Source organism: Stieleria marina (assembly GCA_007741555.1).
Taxonomy (GTDB): Bacteria; Planctomycetota; Planctomycetia; order Pirellulales; family Pirellulaceae; genus K23-9.
Genome location: CP036526.1, coordinates 24,369 through 42,028 on the forward strand (window position 1 = coordinate 24,369; position 17,660 = coordinate 42,028).

The 17,660-nt window shown below is 54.1% G+C and carries 14 protein-coding genes and 1 tRNA gene; 8 read left to right on the top strand and 7 right to left on the bottom strand.

Annotated features, from left to right (window positions below; genetic code table 11):
• The first annotated feature begins 35 nt into the window (after positions 1–35).
• The 3 genes from K239x_RS00130 (at position 36) to K239x_RS00140 (ending at position 2,829) form a co-directional block, all read left to right on the top strand.
• Positions 36–1,055, top strand: a complete 1,020-nt coding sequence (locus K239x_RS00130; RefSeq protein WP_419189485.1) for a sugar phosphate isomerase/epimerase family protein — start codon at positions 36–38, stop codon at positions 1,053–1,055.
• Between the two features lie 259 nt (positions 1,056–1,314).
• Positions 1,315–1,452, top strand: a complete 138-nt coding sequence (locus tag K239x_RS28130) for a GxxExxY protein (RefSeq protein ID WP_419189486.1) — start codon at positions 1,315–1,317, stop codon at positions 1,450–1,452.
• A 237-nt stretch (positions 1,453–1,689) separates the two neighbouring features.
• Positions 1,690–2,829: a Gfo/Idh/MocA family protein gene (locus tag K239x_RS00140; protein ID WP_145415698.1), complete on the top strand. Its 1,140-nt coding sequence runs from the start codon at positions 1,690–1,692 to the stop codon at positions 2,827–2,829.
• Between the two features lie 522 nt (positions 2,830–3,351).
• On the opposite strand, the gene K239x_RS00145 is transcribed toward K239x_RS00140, so the two are convergent.
• From K239x_RS00145 to K239x_RS00155, 3 genes are all read right to left on the bottom strand, one after another.
• The gene (locus tag K239x_RS00145) at positions 3,352–4,656 is read right to left on the bottom strand and encodes a hypothetical protein (RefSeq protein WP_145415699.1); all 1,305 of its coding nucleotides are present in this window, start codon (positions 4,654–4,656) and stop codon (positions 3,352–3,354) included.
• Positions 4,657–4,836: 180 nt separating this feature from the next.
• On the bottom strand, positions 4,837–6,498 hold the full coding sequence (locus K239x_RS00150) for a peptidoglycan-binding domain-containing protein (protein ID WP_145415700.1): 1,662 nt from the start codon (positions 6,496–6,498) through the stop codon (positions 4,837–4,839).
• A gap of 100 nt (positions 6,499–6,598) precedes the next feature.
• A complete protein-coding gene (locus K239x_RS00155; protein ID WP_145415701.1) occupies positions 6,599–7,777 on the bottom strand; it encodes an alpha/beta hydrolase family protein in 1,179 nt (392 codons plus the stop codon).
• Between the two features lie 207 nt (positions 7,778–7,984).
• On the opposite strand from K239x_RS00155, the gene K239x_RS00160 reads away from it, so the two are divergent.
• Complete coding sequence (locus K239x_RS00160) at positions 7,985–10,789, top strand: SHD1 domain-containing protein (RefSeq protein WP_145415702.1); 2,805 nt, start codon at positions 7,985–7,987, stop codon at positions 10,787–10,789.
• Positions 10,790–10,814: 25 nt separating this feature from the next.
• Here the strand turns inward: K239x_RS00160 and K239x_RS00165 are convergent, their stop codons facing one another.
• Entirely contained in the window at positions 10,815–11,825 is a 1,011-nt protein-coding gene (locus K239x_RS00165) for a TolB family protein (protein WP_145415703.1), read from the bottom strand.
• A gap of 194 nt (positions 11,826–12,019) precedes the next feature.
• Here K239x_RS00165 and K239x_RS00170 point away from each other — a divergent pair, with 194 nt between their 5' ends.
• Genes K239x_RS00170 through K239x_RS00180 form a run of 3 tightly spaced genes read left to right on the top strand, consistent with a single transcriptional unit; the run spans position 12,020 to position 13,425 of the window.
• A complete protein-coding gene (locus tag K239x_RS00170) occupies positions 12,020–12,289 on the top strand; it encodes a hypothetical protein (RefSeq protein WP_419189487.1) in 270 nt (89 codons plus the stop codon).
• Between the two features lie 54 nt (positions 12,290–12,343).
• The gene (locus K239x_RS00175) at positions 12,344–12,877 is read left to right on the top strand and encodes a DUF1697 domain-containing protein (RefSeq protein ID WP_145415704.1); all 534 of its coding nucleotides are present in this window, start codon (positions 12,344–12,346) and stop codon (positions 12,875–12,877) included.
• Between the two features lie 59 nt (positions 12,878–12,936).
• Positions 12,937–13,425: an eS19 family ribosomal protein gene (locus tag K239x_RS00180; protein ID WP_145415705.1), complete on the top strand. Its 489-nt coding sequence runs from the start codon at positions 12,937–12,939 to the stop codon at positions 13,423–13,425.
• Positions 13,426–13,489: 64 nt separating this feature from the next.
• Here the strand turns inward: K239x_RS00180 and K239x_RS00185 are convergent, their stop codons facing one another.
• The 3 genes from K239x_RS00185 to rsmH form a co-directional block, all read right to left on the bottom strand.
• Positions 13,490–13,999 (bottom strand): hypothetical protein, encoded by a 510-nt coding sequence (locus tag K239x_RS00185; protein ID WP_145415706.1) that lies wholly within the window; start codon positions 13,997–13,999, stop codon positions 13,490–13,492.
• A gap of 524 nt (positions 14,000–14,523) precedes the next feature.
• A tRNA-Leu gene (locus K239x_RS00195) sits at positions 14,524–14,609 on the bottom strand.
• 197 nt (positions 14,610–14,806) lie between these two features.
• Positions 14,807–15,877, bottom strand: coding sequence for a 16S rRNA (cytosine(1402)-N(4))-methyltransferase RsmH (gene rsmH, locus K239x_RS00200; RefSeq protein ID WP_145415708.1), 1,071 nt, complete (start codon positions 15,875–15,877; stop codon positions 14,807–14,809).
• 163 nt (positions 15,878–16,040) lie between these two features.
• On the opposite strand from rsmH, the gene K239x_RS00205 reads away from it, so the two are divergent.
• Complete coding sequence (locus K239x_RS00205) at positions 16,041–17,465, top strand: Gfo/Idh/MocA family protein (RefSeq protein WP_419189488.1); 1,425 nt, start codon at positions 16,041–16,043, stop codon at positions 17,463–17,465.
• Positions 17,466–17,660: the final 195 nt, after the last annotated feature.

Below are 17,660 nucleotides of genomic sequence, written 5' to 3' on the forward strand. Positions count from 1 at the left end.
GAACGAGGATTCACTAACCAGGATTAATACAAACGATGAAAATTCACAACGCAATGTGGCCAGGTTTGGTCGGCAAGGGTGACGACGAAGGCCAAGAGCCAGCAATCAGCCTTGAGCAGATGTTGGACCTAACCGCTGCCGCAGAAGTCGACGGACAGAAATTCGACGGGATCGATTACTTTCTGTTCCTGCCGCACACGAATCCCGAAGCCAGCGATGACGAACTACGCAGCATCGCCGACATGATCCAGGGCAAAGGATTCAGTGTCGGTTCGCTCGTTGCACCGATTTGGCCGGGAACCATCGGTGACTCGGCGATGGGCGACAAAGAACAAACCGACAAGTTCCTCTCTGCCGTGAAGATGGCTTGTCGCGTGGCAGGCATCTTCAATGAACACGGTGTTCGCAAATACGGTGCGATCCGTATCGATAGTGCCGAGTTTGGTTTGGAAAAATGGGCCGAAGATCCCAAAGGCAACACGACCAAGATCGCCAACACCTTCCGCGAAGCTGCCAAGATCGCTGCTGACCATGGCGAACGATTGGCTTGTGAAGGCGAAATCTGCTGGGCCGGCATGCACAGTTGGAAAGACATGCTGGACCTGTTGGAAGAAGTCGCCATGCCAGAGGCGCTCGGGTTCCAGGCCGACTTGGCTCACACGTACTTGTACCTGATGGGCTACAACGCACCGGAGCACGCACTGCTGCAAGACGGCTATGGCCAAGACGAGTTCTACGCCAAGTACGAAGAGATGACGGACAAGCTACGTCCATGGACGATCGATTTCCACGTCGCTCAAAACGACGGCGAAGTCCACGGTGCCGGTTCGCACGACAAGACCGGCAAACACTGCCGCGCTGATGACCCCAACGGCAAGCTGGACATCGTCAAGTGTTCGGGTTACTGGCTCAAAGACGCCGAGAACCGCGGCATCAAGCACATCTGTTGGGACGGCTGCATGTTCCCCAACTCCGTGCTGGAAGACGTCGGTACTTGGAACACCATCCTGGACACCATGATCCAAGTACGCGACGCACACTGCGCGACTGTGTAAGTATTGCGTGGTCGGATTCGCCACAAAGAGTCACAAAAGAACAAAAAGATAGTGGGATGATTCGGGGGACTGATTTCTCATTGATCCTCAGTCCTCGCTTTTTGTTCGATTGTGATTTCTTGTGGCCGATGCCAAATCAATCCTGTAGGTGACTTTGATGCCGCGCGAACAAAAGGATGCAGTTTTTCAATTGGCGGACGTTGTGCGAGAGACTGCATTTGCATTGCACAAATAACTTCGCCCTGGGCATCTGGAAAAGGTGTACGAAAACGGTCTCGCTCATCGGCTTCGAAAGCGAGGACTCGATGTTGAACTACAACAGCTAATCACTGTGTTTGATGAGGACGGAACGTCGCTGGGAGAGTATCGAGCCGACCTGATTGTTGATGGACAGTAGTTGATCGAACTCAAGGCAACCAGCAATATCGACAACAGACATTTGGCACAAGTTCTTGGTTAGCTTGCAGCGACTAACTTTGAACACGCACTCCTGATAAACTTTGGCGCACCAAAACTGCAAATCAAGAAACTGGCGAGTCACCGCCTCGCACATTCCTAAGTCCGGCCTCTTTTTGTTCTCTTGTGACTCTTTGTGGCCTATTCTATTCCCTACTTCACCCACGATTGAACACAAATGAAACCACTAAATATTGGCTTGATCGGTTACGGCTTCATGGGTCGTACACACACCAACGGATACAAGCGTGCCAACGATTTCTTTCCGGAGCTCGAGTATCGCCCTGTCCTAAAAGCTGTCTGCGGTCGTAACGCCCAAAAAGTGCAAGAGTTCGCCGATCAGTGGCAATACGAATCGATCGAAACCGATTGGAAGGCGCTGATCAAACGCGACGATATCGACGCGATTGACATCTGCACGCCGAATAACTCGCACGCTGAAATCGCCATTGCTGCTGCAGAAGCTGGCAAGATGATCTTGTGCGAAAAACCGCTGGCGTTGAATCCGGAAGAGGGCGAGCGCATGTGCGCCGCGGTCGAAAAAGCTGGTGTCGCCAACACGGTTTGGTACAACTACCGACGTGTGCCTGCGGTGACCATGGCCAAGCAGCTGATCGACGAAGGCGTCCTGGGAAAGATCTACCATTACCGCGCCAACTTCCTACAGGACTGGACCATCTCTGAAGACCTCCCACAGGGCGGCGCAGCACTTTGGCGATTGGACGCCGCCGCAGCGGGTTCGGGCGTGACAGGCGACCTCCTGGCTCACTGCATCGACACAGCCCTGTGGCTGAATGGTTCGATCACCGACGTCAGCGCGATGACGGAGACCTTCATCAAAGAGCGTGTCCACCAAGACACCGGCGAAAAGCAAGCCGTCACAATCGACGATGCCTGTAGTTTTATGTGTCACTTTGACAACGGATCGCTCGGTCTGTTCGAATCGACACGCTACGCACGCGGTCACAAAGCGCTCTACACGCTGGAGATCAACGGTGCGGATGCGTCAATCCGCTGGGATCTGCATGACCTACATCGCTTGGAGTTTTTCTCCAACGCAGACGAAGGGCGTCTCCGCGGCTGGCGAAGTATTCACGTGAGCGACCACAGTGGCGATCAACCGTACATGGACAAATGGTGGGTTCCCGGGTTGCAAATCGGCTACGAGCACACGTTCGTGCACCAAGTCGCTGACTTCCTTAAAAGCTTGCAAGAAGGCAAGCCGTGCAACCCCACTTTCCGCGATGCGCTCGAAACACAAGAGGTCTGCGAAGCGGTATTGAGCAGTGCCAAAGAGCGAGCCTGGAAGAACGTCTAATCGGCAGTCCAAGCAAACTGTAGCGGGCACGCTCAGCCGTGCCGCAGGCCAGCTGGGTATTCCAGGATCACTGGGCCAAGATGACTAGGACGGTACCTAACACGCCGCTACCTAGTGGCGATCAAAAAGACTAGCCACAAGAAATCGCAAAAGCAAAAGGATCAGTTGTAAAAGGGAGAGAGATCGGGAGCCTTGGCTTCGCATCACCTCTGCTCTTTTTGCTCTCTTGTGCCTTCTTATGGCCGTCTCATTCCGCCCGCCACCTGTCTCGAAAATTCGATTCGCCCGCTGAATCGAAATTTCCCGTCGACGTACTTTTCAACCACATAGCAGTCAAAGAAGTACTGCTTCACAGCTGGCCTAAATGCAAGGCACCAGCAACAGTGTGACATCCCATCACATCGTTTTGGCGACCCATCGCCTCGTTTTGGCGACAACGATCCCGCCTGAAATGGCAGCCATTGCCACGAACAGAGATCCTTTGGCATCGATCGCATGTGCGGGCGCGAGATTGCAAAGCTGTCAACGCGGGACTAGCCAGTAGTCATTGAGTGCTTGGTCAATTTTTTTCAAACCAAGTAAGAACTGTTCTTCGCGTCGTCCGCTGATACGGTTTGCTGCCGACCGTACTTTGCAGCGGATCGCGGTCTTTTCGATATCCCTCAACGTGGCCAATTCATACGCCAAAGCTAATTGATAACGGGCTTGCGGATACACCGGCACGGAAAGCTCCTCGAGTGACCAATCGTCCAATGCCAATTCTTGCCAGCCATCGTCATCGGCGTCCTCTTTCAAATGCTTGCGGGCCGAATCAGGAAGCTCATCGAAACAGGAACGATGAAATTCGACCGAGGTACGACTGCTGTGGGGAGAGTACAACGCCCACGAAGTCCAGTGGTCCCAAAGACCGGCTCGTTCGGTAGCGGGCATCACGATTGCAATCACGACCAATACTTGCGAGATCAGGCAGCCCATTCGCGATAAAGGTCGACCGGCGGCCTTGTCCCGCGGCGGTAGCCCGAACAGTCGCCGGTACAGCAATCGATTGTCACGCTTTGAATTCGTACCCGGCTGCGCGAATAGAAACCAAGCTTGAACTATCAGCAGTACGTTCCAAAGTAAGACACCGTGGCTATGGTTCAGGCTCCACGGACCAAGCATGACGATCAATGATGCGTGCAGTCCGATCACCATGTATCCGGCCAGACACCGAGTCTTTCGGACTAACAGCATCACTCCGAGCACCAGCTCGGTAATCGGAAAGACATGCGCCAAAGTAGCCTTGGTCTCCGGGCTGATCGAATCCTGCAGCCCCAACCATCCCAGCGGGACATTCAAAAAATCCTGACCGACGCTGTGGACGAACTGATAGTCCAGTTTGCCAGCCGCACTGTAGATGTAAACGCTGGCCGCTAGCGGAATCAAAATCTGACGCGCCCGGACCGGTCGCATCGTCGCAAACACGCATCCGTAGATCAGGCTCTGATATGCCCAGGGCTGCAGGCGATGCTGATCCAACACAAAACCGAGCGACAGAGACAATGCTACCAGCCACCAACCACTGGACGCCGATCGTGATGGAGCAATCACCCATAGTGCTCCGGCGACGGTCCCGGTCAACGGGATCCAGCTGCACCAATCCGGCAACGCAGCGGCCCAACGGAACATAGCGACGGGAGGGAACTCGGAGTTCGGAATCCACAGCCGATAAGTAGCGGCCAACAAAACGCAAAGCATCGCCGCCCACCAGCGTGGAAACGACCACTGCTGAGCTACCTTTTCTTGGGCAACCGTTTCGTCGAATGCAAGTGTGTTGTGATCAGTCAAAACAAATGGCGGAGGGTGGAAAGTAAGCTGCTGGCAATTGCCAAGACCAAGTCAACATTAGCGAATGGTGCACCGCAGTACTTGCGGAGCGATACAGCAACAATAGAAACGAGTCTGACTCGCACATCCAAGTTTGCCAATCGTTACCCGGGACTATTACTTTGTGCGGTGCGATATCAACTAGGGTGCGATCGGCAAACCCTGTTCGTCAAATTGAAAAGAACCGCGTTCCGTCGAAAGACGCCCAATGCTCTCGGGCAACTGGTAGTGACGATAGTTGCTGCCCCAACTGTCTGGCCATCGGTTGACATAGTCGATGGTATCCCGAAAACCAATGTTGCCAAGCCGTTCGACTTCCTGAACAAGTCCGTCGACAAGAGCTTCTTCGTCGACATCTGTCCAAGTCGTAGGCTCTCCACTTAAGCCAGCGTTTTTGAACGCCGTTTCCACCACTCCAATGTCGCTCCCGTTGAAAACGTTCGTCACGTTTCCGCGGATGATGACACGGGCAGGATACCGCACATGCCAACGCAACAGCAGCGCTGCGGCGCGCTCGGATGTGTAGACATCACCCAGTGTCGTGCCGGCGGGTAAACCGGCCGTTGCTCCAAACTTAGCAGTTAGAATATCTCGAATTCGAACACGGGCAAAGTCGTACATGCACTTTCGAAAACCGGCGTTGGTGCGTCCGGCCATCGACAGGCGGTAGAACCAATGCCAGTGCTTGAAATAGTTGGCATCATCGATCGCTGGATTCACCCGAACAAATTCACCAGCGTCATTTTGCTGCGACAACCAACCGGTGTATTTGCGAAGCGAAGGCTGCCAAAGAGCATCGCCGTTGGCAACACCATTCGCATTGGTCCAGTCTTCGTCGATTGACGCGCCAAAGAATCCAAACACCGACTCAAACGCTTGCGGATCAGCGTGGCGAACATAAGACATGAACGCACACAGTTCGCCTTCAGCGACGGATCCGTCTGCCGATGTGATGCCAAAGGTCCAATGGCACGGGCCCAACGACAAAATGGCTGTGTCATAGGCATTCAGCGAGTCAAAAAAGCCCACACATTCGACTTCCGAAACCGCTCGGACGACCTTGAACGTGGACCGTTGCTTCGCACTCATCGATGCAAACGGTGTTCCGATTAACGTACTTGGCAGGATCTCCGACTCAGTCCACGTGTGACGTGGTGCCACCGAACGCGGACCTGATGTGGCGTTGAGCGTCCAGTGATCTCCCAATGCAGAAAGCTCATCGGCCGTGTGGGCGGCTGGTACCTTGTAGTAGCCACTGAAATCGCGAGCAAACATCCGGGGTGTGGATTCAGGGATTTCACCATGGCCCCAGAGATTCTGAGACGCCTGAGCGTAGATGTTGCCCGAACCGGCATACAACTTCTTCCGATCATCGCCGTCCATGCTCCAGCATTCGATCACCAAAGGGCAGCGAAAACTATGATCAATCCAGTTTGCCAACTGCAACCGCGTGTCGGCATTGGCGACTCCGCTGATGGGACCGCCGTAGCGGTGAGGGTTTTCGACTTGAGTAAGCGAATCGCTGTAACGAATTGAAGATGTCCTCTGTTGGGCGATGTGAGGCATTTGACAATAGATCTGGAATTCGCGTAACGCAAACAGAGTGTTGCGTCCAAAAATTCCGTCCGGCGTACCCACCAGTTTGAAACCCAGCTCAGCTAGATCCGTTTGCAACTGTTCGACAAAACCAATCTCGCCCTCCATCGGAACCAAGTCGCCGTCAGCCGCCGCGCGAACGGATCCGCCAAACGTCAACGTCGAATCACGATCACCCACTTTTAGGTTGTAGTTTCCGTACCGCATTGTCTCGTTTTTCGTGATTAGGGCGATTCGTGACGACAGACTGCCGCTGCCACGATTTCGGCCGACGCTCTGCCGCCGATCAGAGTTTCAAAACCAGTATTCAAAAATCGACGGCGGTGCCGGGGATCAGAGCGTGATCTGGCAACGTCTGTTGATCGTCGAACACTCGCATCTGCTCGGGCGTTTCGACGGTGTTTTTCGATTCGTCGTACAGTTCGGTTTGTTTGTCGTAGACGGATTGGTTGTTCAAATTCAGATGCTTGACCATGAACGGATACATGGCTTGGCGTTTGACAAATTCGTAGCCGTGCTGCTGATTGGGAAAGTGAGCGTTTTCGACCGCGTCGCCTTTCCCGTACAGTTCGTAGACGCGGCGAATGTACGGCATCTCGACCAGCGGATTGTTCTTCGTCCAGTCACCACCCACGCTGACCAACAACAGCGGTCGCGGGGCGGTCAACGCAGCGATCTCGGCGTTGTTGGTTTCTAGCGTCGTCGTTTTGTGAATCGGCATGCCGCTTTCACAGTTACAGCCACCAAAGAAGTGTGCCGACACCATCGTGACCGGTGCGGCGACTTTGACGCGTTGGTCGATCGCCGTCAACAAAAACGTCTGCGTGCCTCCGCCGGAGCAACCGGTCACTCCGATTTGCTCGGGATCGACGTCCGAAAGCGATTGCATAAAATCAATCGCTCGAATGCTGCTCCATGTTTGAAGCGTCATCACTTGCGGATGTTTGTGATCCCAGCCCAGGTGCTGCGAATCACCAAAGCCCACCATGTCATACGAAAATACCACCGCACCCATCCGCGCCAGCGTTGCACATCGGTTTTGTTGATCAGGCCTGTACCGCCCACCAGCCGGACCCTGAGCGTGTCCATGCGGGCAAAGGATCGCGGGTGACTTGGCACCGTCCGGGCTGTTCGTTGGCCGATAGAGTGATCCGTACACCAGAAATCCGGGTCGCGATTCAAAGGCAGCCGATTCAACGCAGTAACCGTCATACGTTCGCTTGTTGCGAACAATCGGGTTCAAGTCAGTTCGCTCCGGTAACGGATCCAATCGCGCACCTTGCAGGATCTGTTTGCGGATTTTCTCAGCCCGCTGTTTCCACTCGTCCAGTGTCGAAAACGTTGCCCCCATCCGCTCAAGCTGCTCCACCGCGTCGGCTTCACTGTGGTAGTTGCCTTGGCACAGCGTTGGTGCAGTGTCTTGGGCGAAAACCACCATCGGGCCCAACCCAACAATTGCAGACAGCAGCAGTAGTTTCTTGAACATCAAATTTTCCTGAGCGATTTGGATTTCCGCAGCCATTCTACGCCATTGTGTTTGGAATAGGCGAACGAACCCGACCATGATCTGGGAACCAAACTCGCAGAAATTTCGTCTCAGCCGTGTTCGTCAGTGCAAGTGGTTCGGTTTAGAATCAGTCGCAGCATCCGTATTTTGAAAAATCTTGGGCACCGTTGTCGGGAGTTTGCAGTAATGAAACGTGGTTTGTATTGCACCATTGTGACGGCGGTCATGTTTCTTTCGACGAATTCATTGCTGTGGGCCCAAGAGAACATTGATCCAGTGCGAACGGGCGATGAAGTCGAAGTCTTGTCGTTTTCGACTTGGTATCCCGGAACGGTGGAAAGCTACGTCGATGGCAAAGCGACGGTGCGTTACAAGCGAAGCAGCTTCGAAACGACATCCGAATTTCCAATCGAAAAAATGCGTTTTCCAAACGGAGAAGGGCACTGGATCATCTGGAAGGACGCGACCGGCAAATTTCGCGTTGAAGCACGGTATATCTCGCGAACGAAAACCGACGTCACGATTCGCAAAGCCGACGGTAGCGAAGCGACCGTTCCTATCGCCAATCTGCATCCCACGATTCGTGCCCAAGTCGCCAAAACGCCCGTGACCGCTGACTTGGTCGCACCGGTTCGCGTTGGCGATCAAATCGAAGTGAAGTACTTCAGCAAATGGTATGAAGGCACCGTCGAATCCGTTCGCGGCGAGACGGCCACGGTGAAATACAACTACGGTAGCTTCGCTCCACGCAGCGGCGATTTCAAATTGGCCGATATGCGGTTTCCCGATGGACAAGGGCACTGGATGCTTTGGAAAGACGCGAGCGGTAAGTTTAAGACCGAGGCTCGCTACATTTCGCGGACCGCAACCGATGTGACAATTCGCAAAGTCGATGGGACGGAACTGACGGTGCCGATCGCCAACTTGCATCCAACCCTGCGTGCCCAAATCGCCAAGACAACGATCACCAGCGAGCTCAACAAAGTCGATGGAGCCATCCCGATTCGTGTCGGTGATCAAGTGCAAATCAAGAGCTTTTCCAGTTGGTACGACGGCACGGTTCAAGAGGTGAAGATCGGAGCGGCGGTGGTCGAATATCAAAGAGGCAGTTGGGGAGCCAAGACGGATACGTTCGAGCTGAAGGACATCCGTTACCCCAATGGCGAAGGCCCTTGGCGGGAATGGTCGGACGCGTCAGGAGATTTCAAAATCATTGCCAGATACCTTGGCCGAGACGAAACGCATGTCACGATTTTGAAGGAAGACAAAACGGAGACGCGCGTACCGATCGACAAACTCAGCACGACCCTTCGCAAGCTACTGAAGGAAACGCCGATCATTGCGCGCCGGCCCGCGCTGGTTACTTTGGCAGGTGCCGAGCTGATTGGCGATGTTGCTGGTGCCGCGACGCGATTCAGCATGAACACCGGCTCCAGTTCGGCCAGCTCACCAGATTTGTCAAGCGTTACGCTCCCGATGGGCACACCCATTTCGCAACAAACACTGCGTCTGCCCGAAGGCGGCGCGGCGATCGCGATTGATCCCACGTACACGGTCGATCACGTGGTACCGGTCGGTGGTAGCGACGGATGGGTGATCGCCAGCGCCAAAGCCGATTGGCCTAACAAAGGGCTGCTGACGCACGTGTACTGGGCCAGCTTGGCCAACAAACGCATGATCAAAGGACCAACCTTTCACCCTGATCAACGTCTGGTCGCGTACTCCGCCGGGCAACAGCGACTGGTGATGTGCAGCGTGCAGGGTACTTGGAGCGAACCGAGTCAGCTTTCGACCTATCGCATTACGCCGGGCCAATCCGCCGCGCAACCCGAGATCACTTTAGGAATCCCCAAAGCCAAGCATTCCTACAACCGAGAACCGATTCGCGTTGAATTGATCGGCAGCAATACGATGCTGTTCGGGTTTGGTGGAAAGATCTCGTTGTGGGATTTGGAGTCGCGGCGAGTGCTTTGGGAAGTCAGTGGTCTGAAATCGCATCACTTTCAACTCAGCATCGACCATCAGTACTTCTCCGCCCTGAGTGCCAGCAGCACGATCAGCGTTTACCGCGTCGACACGGGCGAGCCAATTGGGCAGGGGAGTTGGCAAGGTTACGGCGCGACGACAGCTTGTTTCAGTCTGGATGGAAAAGGATTGCTGGCTGCAAATTCGTCGGGCATGTATCGCTGGGACTTAGCGGGGAACCAACCAGTCACGACATTGCCGATAGGTGGTTTACGGATTGGTGACACAACGCCACTGGCGGACTTGGGAAGTGGCTGGATCGTCGCGGGCCCACAGATCTACAGCTCAGGCCTTGGTCTGATCGTGTGGCAATACGCTGGTGGTGCCAGGCCAGTCCCCGTGAACATCAAGTACCAACGCATGTTAGGCCGACAGATGTTGGTCGCGGCGACCGCAGGCGGATCCAAAGGAAAGTCGATGTTAATTGGCGTCGCGACGGTCCCTCATAAAGACGCGATCGAACTGATGAAACAGGTCGACCCCGAATCGGTTCGTATGCTTGTCCGTGGCAGCCGCGTCAAGATTGATACGTCAGTCGACAGTCGCATTGCCGCAGGGCTACGGCGTGCTGCGCAGCAAAACGGATGGATCGAAGACCCGTCTAGCGAAGCCATTCTGACGGGATCGGCCAAACAGGGAAAAGCCCAAACCATGACGTATCGCAAGATCGGGTTCGGCAGCCAAGGCAGTGGCGAAGAAACGCACACCGTGTCGCCTTGGATACAGACGGCCGAGGTAGTCTATCGCGATCAGAACGCTTGGCGAACAGCCATGGGCGGCGTACCGTATTCGATGCACCTTAGCGAAGGCCAATCACTGGGGAGTGAACTGGGGAAGTCGTCACAACCCAATTATGCGTTGTTTGAGAACTTAAAAATTCCCGAGGAAATCATCTACCCAAAATTTCAACAAGGACTCGGCAGCACGTTGCTAACGCCTAGCGGTTTCGTCGATGTCGCAAAGTGACCTCTGCCGTCCAGACGCTGCCTTGTTACAGAGCGTGAAACGATCCGATCAAGTTCTCGCCACCAGGAGTAAAAATCGAATCGCGAACGCCCACGTTCGGCGGCAGCCCTTTCAGTTCGATTGTCTTGGCGTCTTGAGTCAGTTTCAATAATTGTGCGACCGGTCGTCCGCCGTCGATGCCCGTCACCAACACATGGTCTCCATCGGGATGAAAATCGACGGACAGCCCGTGCGCTGTCGGCAAGACGGCATCGTCGTCTTTGACCAATTTCAGTCGCGTTGGATTGTCCACGTCGACCACGCCGGTTGCCGAGCCGCCCCGTTTCAGTTGTCCGCCGAAGACGACCATTCTTTGATCGCCTTTGGCCCAGTTGAAATGATGCACCAGCGTTGTGAAGGGTGATTGTTCCGCCGTGAATACGTCGCGAATCGTTTTGGTTTCAAAGTCATAGACTCGCAAATGATTCTTCTCGGATTTACTGCCGTCGTCATCCCTGCCGCCAAAGAAGACCAACAACTTTCCATCACGGGACCATCGTGCGCCCCAGGCACCTTGGTCAGCGATCATGGTCGCGTTGCCACCGTCGGCGTCCATGACCCAAATCGATTGTCCCTTCACGCCGCTGGGTTTGGTGTACCGATTCACGCGGCTGACGACAAGCTGTTTGCCGTCGGGTGAAAAGCTTGGCATCACACCATCAGAGATATCACAAGCACGACTGCCATCAATGTTCGCCACGATGATTCGCGCGTCCTGCCAGTCTCCTGCGGTGGTTGACCAAGCGTCGTAGGCAACCAACGTTCCATCCGCCGAAACATCCGGTGTTCCCTGACGATCATATTTGTTGCGCAAATCAACATTGTCGATCAAGGGACGAATCGGTGTGCCGTCGGCTTCGCAAAAGTGCAGAATCATCCGACTGCGTTTGGTTTCGTCGACATCCAAAGCAGGGTCCATGGCGACTGCCACAAGCGATCCGCAAACAGTGCCCACAGCAATCAAAGTGCCCACGGCGATCAAAGCAAAACGGCGCATAGAATGTTCCTAGCGAAGAGCGGGCGAAGAGCAGACGAAGAGAGGAGCATTAGTTTAGCGGTTGCCAAACAGGCAGGTGCTTCGTCGACCTCCCTTTCGGAGGCGAGACTCTTTAAGAGTTCCGGTTTGCTCCGAACTGGACGGCCCTTTCGATCAGGACCTTCCTTGTCGCCGCCTGGTGCGATGCTGCCAGCATGTTTTTTCCCAAGCGAAAACGGTCCCGCAAGCGTGACAGCGGGAAGCGCCCCGATGCGATCATCGACGAAATCCGCCAGCAAATCGCGGCGAATCTTGGCATGGATCCCTGCGATATACGCTATGGAAACCTCGGTCGGTGTGGAAAACTAGGAACGACCGATCCCCATTGGTTGGTCTTCTACCGTGGCCAGTGGCGAGAACTACCTTGGCATTTCGACGGCCCATTGTTGGTGACCCGACAGCACATTAGCCAGTGGTATGATTGAACAAGCTACGTCGACAAAACAAAACCCACTCAATCGATTCATACGAGAACATTGGTGACAACTTGGATCGCATTTTTTCGAGGAATCAACGTTGGCGGGAATAACCTGTTGCCAATGGCGAAACTACGAGTGGATCTCGAGCAATTGAAGTTAAAGAACGTTCGGACTTACATTCAAAGCGGTAATGTGATTTTCGATTCGCCCATCAAGACCGCGGCCACGTTGGCCAAGAAGATAGCAGCGCAAGTCGAAACGGAGCATGGATTCCGGCCACCTGTTTTTGTTCTCAAACGTGACGAGTTGCAAGAGACAATCCAGTCAAATCCTTTTCCGCACGCAGTTGCCGATCCCAAAACGCTCCACGTTTTCTTTCTTGGCAGCCAACCGGCGAAACCCAACCTCCCAGCGATCGAAGCCGCGAAAAAACCGACCGAACAATACGAATTAGCAGACCGCGTTTTCTATCTGCATGCGCCTGACGGCATCGGGCGTTCCAAACTTGCCGCGAACGTCGAAAAGTATCTTGGTGTCGTAGCGACAGCACGAAACTATCGCACGATCGACAAATTGTTATTGATGGTCACGTAAACACAAAAACGTAACCCAGCGAAGACGATTACCTAGATTCCACGAGCGATTGTGAATCGATGAATCCCTACGATCCTCCTCAAGCTATTGATAACGAAGGCCCCCACGTCGACGTGGTTCAATCCGAAGGAAACTTCAGGGTTTTCGCCGCTGGCGTCGCGATGGTCGTCGTCGGCGCGGGGCTGATACTGTTTCGCCACCTCGCCCACTCGTTCTCGGGCGGCAGGCAGTCACCACCGATGGAGCAAGACTGGCTCTACTATTTCGTCGCGATCGGAGTGTTACTAACCCACTTCGGCGGAAAAGTACGCCGCCGCAGCCGAGAACGAAAAGTCATTCTTTCGCCCAACAACACGACCGGCCAATTCCGCGAACGGGCATCGCCTAAATTGACCATCGTCGTCAGTGCGAACAGGCTAATTACCGCCCAAAGAAAGGGAAACATAGACGGGAAAACACGATGCAAATTAAGAGTGGTGATTCGAATCACCCCCAAGTTCACAGACCGCCGAACTAATGCAGTTGCGGTCATTGTTGGGCGATGCTGACCGTAGTGAACTGCAGTCGTTGGTTCGCGGTCTGATCTGATAACAGTCCAACGACATTCTCTGTTTACTTAAACGTCGCCAGAGGATGGTTGCGGCAATCGATGTTGCCGGGCCTTGCATCCCAATAAAAGATTCCAAACTGCTCAAGCGACGAAACGGCTGAGTCCACCAAGTCCCAATTGCCTTCGAACATTTCGGTTCGCTCTTGTTCGTAGTACTCCATCACGGAGTCGTCGAAATCTGGGCGACAATTGATGTAGGCTTTACCAAAATCGAGTATGAAGGGCGGGGCCACAATCGTCATTTCGACAATCAAAAGTTCCCGATCACTTCCGATTAAGTGGGGAATTGTGAATCCATCGATCTCAAACACCCCATGTTCCGCGAGGATTTCGTAACATCCCAGTTCAGAATTGAAGTTTTGCTCCCGATCAAATACCTTAATGGCCGTCTTGTTGGTTGTTGGCCACACCGATCCCTCTTGGCCTGTGCCCAGCAAGTTGTCAAAATCGGGTCTCGAGTCGCGTTTTTCACAATACTCCGACGCTCGCTCCTCTGGTGTCAATTCATTCATGGCTAGAAAACGTAGTCCCTACTCTGCTCAAGTCGTGTTGAAGCTATTTATAGCCGGACAAGTATTCTCGCTTTCACAAGTCGGTCCTGACTTCGTGGTCTTGCGTGATGTTCCCACTCAGGCGAGAGGAGCAGCCAAAAATGGGCGCATCGATGTAATCGTCGATGACCGGGTTACCTCAAGCGAGGTGTTTCTCTTCCCTCATGGCATAGTGGCAGATTCGAAGATGGTACGCTACTTCTAACACAGTCGTGTTCCATTCACTCGTCGCATAGTTACGAATTGGCGGTTGCGGCGACGATGTTTCAATCAGGAAATAGCGTGAATCGGGTTGCTTGACGCACGCTTGGTGCCAGCCTAGCTCGATTTTTCTGGAACCATGGCATTCGGCGTGGCGAATGCACCCGCGAAGCATTACGGACAGTGCGACGCTCTCAAACACGTTTTGGTTTGGGGCATTTAAAAACGACTTGTCGCTGACGCACCGTTCAACCTGGTAGCCAGAAGCAAAAAGAAAAACCCAGTGCCCGGGGCGGGACTTGAACCCGCATAGCCTTTACAAGCCGGGGGATTTTAAATCCCCTGTGTCTGCCAATTCCACCACCCGGGCGTGGGTGTAAGTCGTTTCTTGAAAGCAACCTGTCGGACACTTGCTGTGGCGTTTCGGTTCGCCAATGCCGTGTCGCTTGGATTGTGACTTGCGTCGTCAGGGAAATGATACCTACCGATTCACGCGGTTTGAAGCCGAGTGGTTTGGGAATGGATGAAACCCAGTTCCGGGTAAGTTGTCGACTTTCATGGGGTTTTCTAAGTCGAACGGATCGCCCATCGCAATTTGGCAGAGGCGGCTCTTGAATTTTGACTGATTTCTTTGGGCGTTGGGCGGATCACATCGCCCGCGACGGCTTGATAAATTCCGCTGCGAAATCCGTCTCGGAAGTGATGTTTGACTCGGCGGTCTTCGCCAGAGTGGAAACTCAATATCGCAACTCGGCCGCCAGGGCGAAGGCAGGCGGGAATCTGTGCAAGGAATGAATCGAGCGCGCTGAACTCATTGTTCACCGCGATCCGGATCGCTTGAAACGTCCTTGCGATAGTCGAGTTGAGAGTTTTGTCCGACACGCCTGGTGGTGAGACCGATTGAATGATGCGGCGAAGTTGTTTGGTGGTTTCAATGGGTGCCTGCTCGCGAGCTGCAAAAATTGCCTCCGCGATGCCCACCGCGTTGGGCTCGTCACCGCCGTCGATCAGCACGCGGGTGAGCTTGTCGACGGAACTGCATCGGGCGATCCACTTACTTGCCGAAGCACCGCGACTGGCATCCATTCGCATGTCCAGCGGGCCATCGTGTTTGTAAGTAAATCCACGCTCTGGATCGTCGATCTGCATCGACGAGAGACCTAGATCGGCGAGCAGAAAATCAAGCCCGTCGGTCCACGCCAGTTGCCCCATCACCTTTGCCAACCCGGCGTAGTTGCTTTTGACCACGGTGAGCGATTGTTCGCTGTGCCCTAGCGCGCGAAGCCGCTCTTCAGACTTTGACAATTGGTCTGCATCAACGTCCAACGCAAGTAGTTGTCCGGTCCCTTGCATTTGATTGAGCAAAGCTTCGCTGTGACCGCCGTAACCAAACGTGACATCGGCTCCGCGTTCACCGGGTTGCGGCACCAGATGATCCAGAACTTCCTGGACAAGAATGGGACGATGCTGCCCGGCAGGGGTTTTGCCGGCGGCAAGCAGCTTGGCGATCATCGCCGGATCTTGGTCAGGCCCGTGTTCTTTGTACTTCTGATCAAAACGCCGCGGGTTCTTTCCCGAATACCGGACACGGCGTTGATGAGTTGAAGGAGTCTCGGGCGATTCACTGGAATCGGGCATAAAAGGATATCGCTCAGGTTGTGTCTGATTGTGAGTCTTCAGGCGTTGAAGTTTCTCGTCTTGGATTGTGCTTCATCGTAGCAGGCACGGAGCGATCGGATCGGCTAGTGCAGCAGCCGCACAGGTCGGCGCGTCGCTAGACAGTAAGATGGTGCATCCACGAATGTCACAAATCCTAGTCGTCATCGTCACTTGGAAAGAAAACATGACTGATCTGAAATCAATGAATCGCCGCCGGATGTTACGAACCACTTTGGCATGGGGTGGTGCGGCGGTATTCGCGTCGCGAACAGATCGTGCTCAGGGCTTCATGGCGGCAAACGATCGCCCTCAGGTTGCGGCGGTCGGTACCGGAAGTCGTTGGTGCCAGAAGGCCACGGGCATTGACCGCCCCTATGGCTCCGCACCAGACATGCGGAAGTACGGTGACTACGTTGTCGTGTGTGATGCTGATGAAAACCGACGAAGCCTCGCGTCGATGCTTACAAAGGGGTGGACCGGCACGGCCGCCGACAGCGTCGCAGATTATCGAGCGATCCTAGACCGCGATGATATCGACATCGTGCACATTTCGACGCCTGACCACTGGCATGCCAAGATCGCGATTGAGGCGATGTTGGCAGGCAAAGATGTTTACTGCGAAAAGCCGATGACGCTCACGATCGACGAAGGCAAAAAGATGGTCGATGTGTGTCGCCAAACCGAACGCATTGTTCAAATTGGAACCCAACAACGCAGTAATCCGAAATTCATTCAAGCGTTGGCGTTGATCCCTGACGGTCGAATTGGAACGCTGCAAAAAGCCACTTGCAGCGTCGGCGGCGCACCGACCAGTCCGATGCTACCCAAGGCTGATGTGCCGCAGGGATTGGACTGGGATAAGTGGCAAGGGCCTGTTCCCGGTTCCGATTTTCGATCGCTGGCTGGCAACAAAAACGAGACAAGCAGCTGGTCGCGCGGTCACTACGAATTTCGCTGGTGGTATGAATACTCTGGCGGCAAGCTAACCGACTGGGGTGCGCATCACGTTGACATCGCCACGTGGGGGCTAGGCAATACAAAGATGGGACCGATTTCTGTTAACCCGATATCTGTCAAGCATCCCGTTTCTTTCAAGGATGGTTATCCCACTGACAACACGCAGTACAACACCGCCACCGAGTTTCAGATTCAAGCGACGTTTGATGATGGTATCGAGCTGGAAATTCGGCACGACGGCGACAATGGCATTCTGTTTGAAGGCAGCGATGGCCGAATTTTTGTGAACCGTGGTCGGCTGACCGGCAAAGCTGTCGAAGATCTGAAATCAAATCCATTGCCGGATCGTGCGTTGGAGAAGGTTTACAAAAACCGTCCGCTCGTCGATCACTTTCGGAATTTCTTCGAGGCGGCTACCGATCGCAAAGAACCGATTTCGGATGTCTTTAGCCATCACCGTGCGCTGTCGACTTGTCATTTGGCCGGTATCGCCGCGCGTTTGGGACGTGAGATCAAATGGGATCCAAAAAAGGAACAGGTTGTCGGCGATGATCAAGCTCAGTCGTTCATCGCCCGTGACTACCGCGACGGTTTTGAGATCGAAACGTAGCACATGTGGTCAGCGTCTCTACCGTGGACAAAAGCTATGACTTGTTTTCTACATTGTTCTGACAATTGCTCGCAGCTTCGCTGTGATAATTCGATGCGCAACATTCGATGACTCATGGTGATGGAGCATGTCTCTTTATTCGCAATTCCGCTTTCGCAGTCTCTTTGTGCGATCGGGTTGGTTCTGACAGGTATG

Excerpts from the sequence above, each read along its gene's own strand:
- K239x_RS00165 (WP_145415703.1), bottom strand. The coding sequence starts at position 11,825 with ATGCGCCGTTTTGCTTTGATCGCCGTGGGCACTTTGATTGCTGTGGGC.
- K239x_RS00150 (WP_145415700.1), bottom strand. The coding sequence starts at position 6,498 with ATGCGGTACGGAAACTACAACCTAAAAGTGGGTGATCGTGATTCGACG.
- K239x_RS00170 (WP_419189487.1), top strand. The coding sequence starts at position 12,020 with ATGTTTTTTCCCAAGCGAAAACGGTCCCGCAAGCGTGACAGCGGGAAG.
- K239x_RS00185 (WP_145415706.1), bottom strand. The coding sequence starts at position 13,999 with ATGAATGAATTGACACCAGAGGAGCGAGCGTCGGAGTATTGTGAAAAA.
- K239x_RS00140 (WP_145415698.1), top strand. The coding sequence starts at position 1,690 with ATGAAACCACTAAATATTGGCTTGATCGGTTACGGCTTCATGGGTCGT.
- K239x_RS00180 (WP_145415705.1), top strand. The coding sequence starts at position 12,937 with ATGAATCCCTACGATCCTCCTCAAGCTATTGATAACGAAGGCCCCCAC.
- rsmH (WP_145415708.1), bottom strand. The coding sequence starts at position 15,877 with ATGCCCGATTCCAGTGAATCGCCCGAGACTCCTTCAACTCATCAACGC.
- K239x_RS00205 (WP_419189488.1), top strand. The coding sequence starts at position 16,041 with ATGTCACAAATCCTAGTCGTCATCGTCACTTGGAAAGAAAACATGACT.
- K239x_RS00160 (WP_145415702.1), top strand. The coding sequence starts at position 7,985 with ATGAAACGTGGTTTGTATTGCACCATTGTGACGGCGGTCATGTTTCTT.
- K239x_RS00155 (WP_145415701.1), bottom strand. The coding sequence starts at position 7,777 with ATGTTCAAGAAACTACTGCTGCTGTCTGCAATTGTTGGGTTGGGCCCG.
- K239x_RS00130 (WP_419189485.1), top strand. The coding sequence starts at position 36 with ATGAAAATTCACAACGCAATGTGGCCAGGTTTGGTCGGCAAGGGTGAC.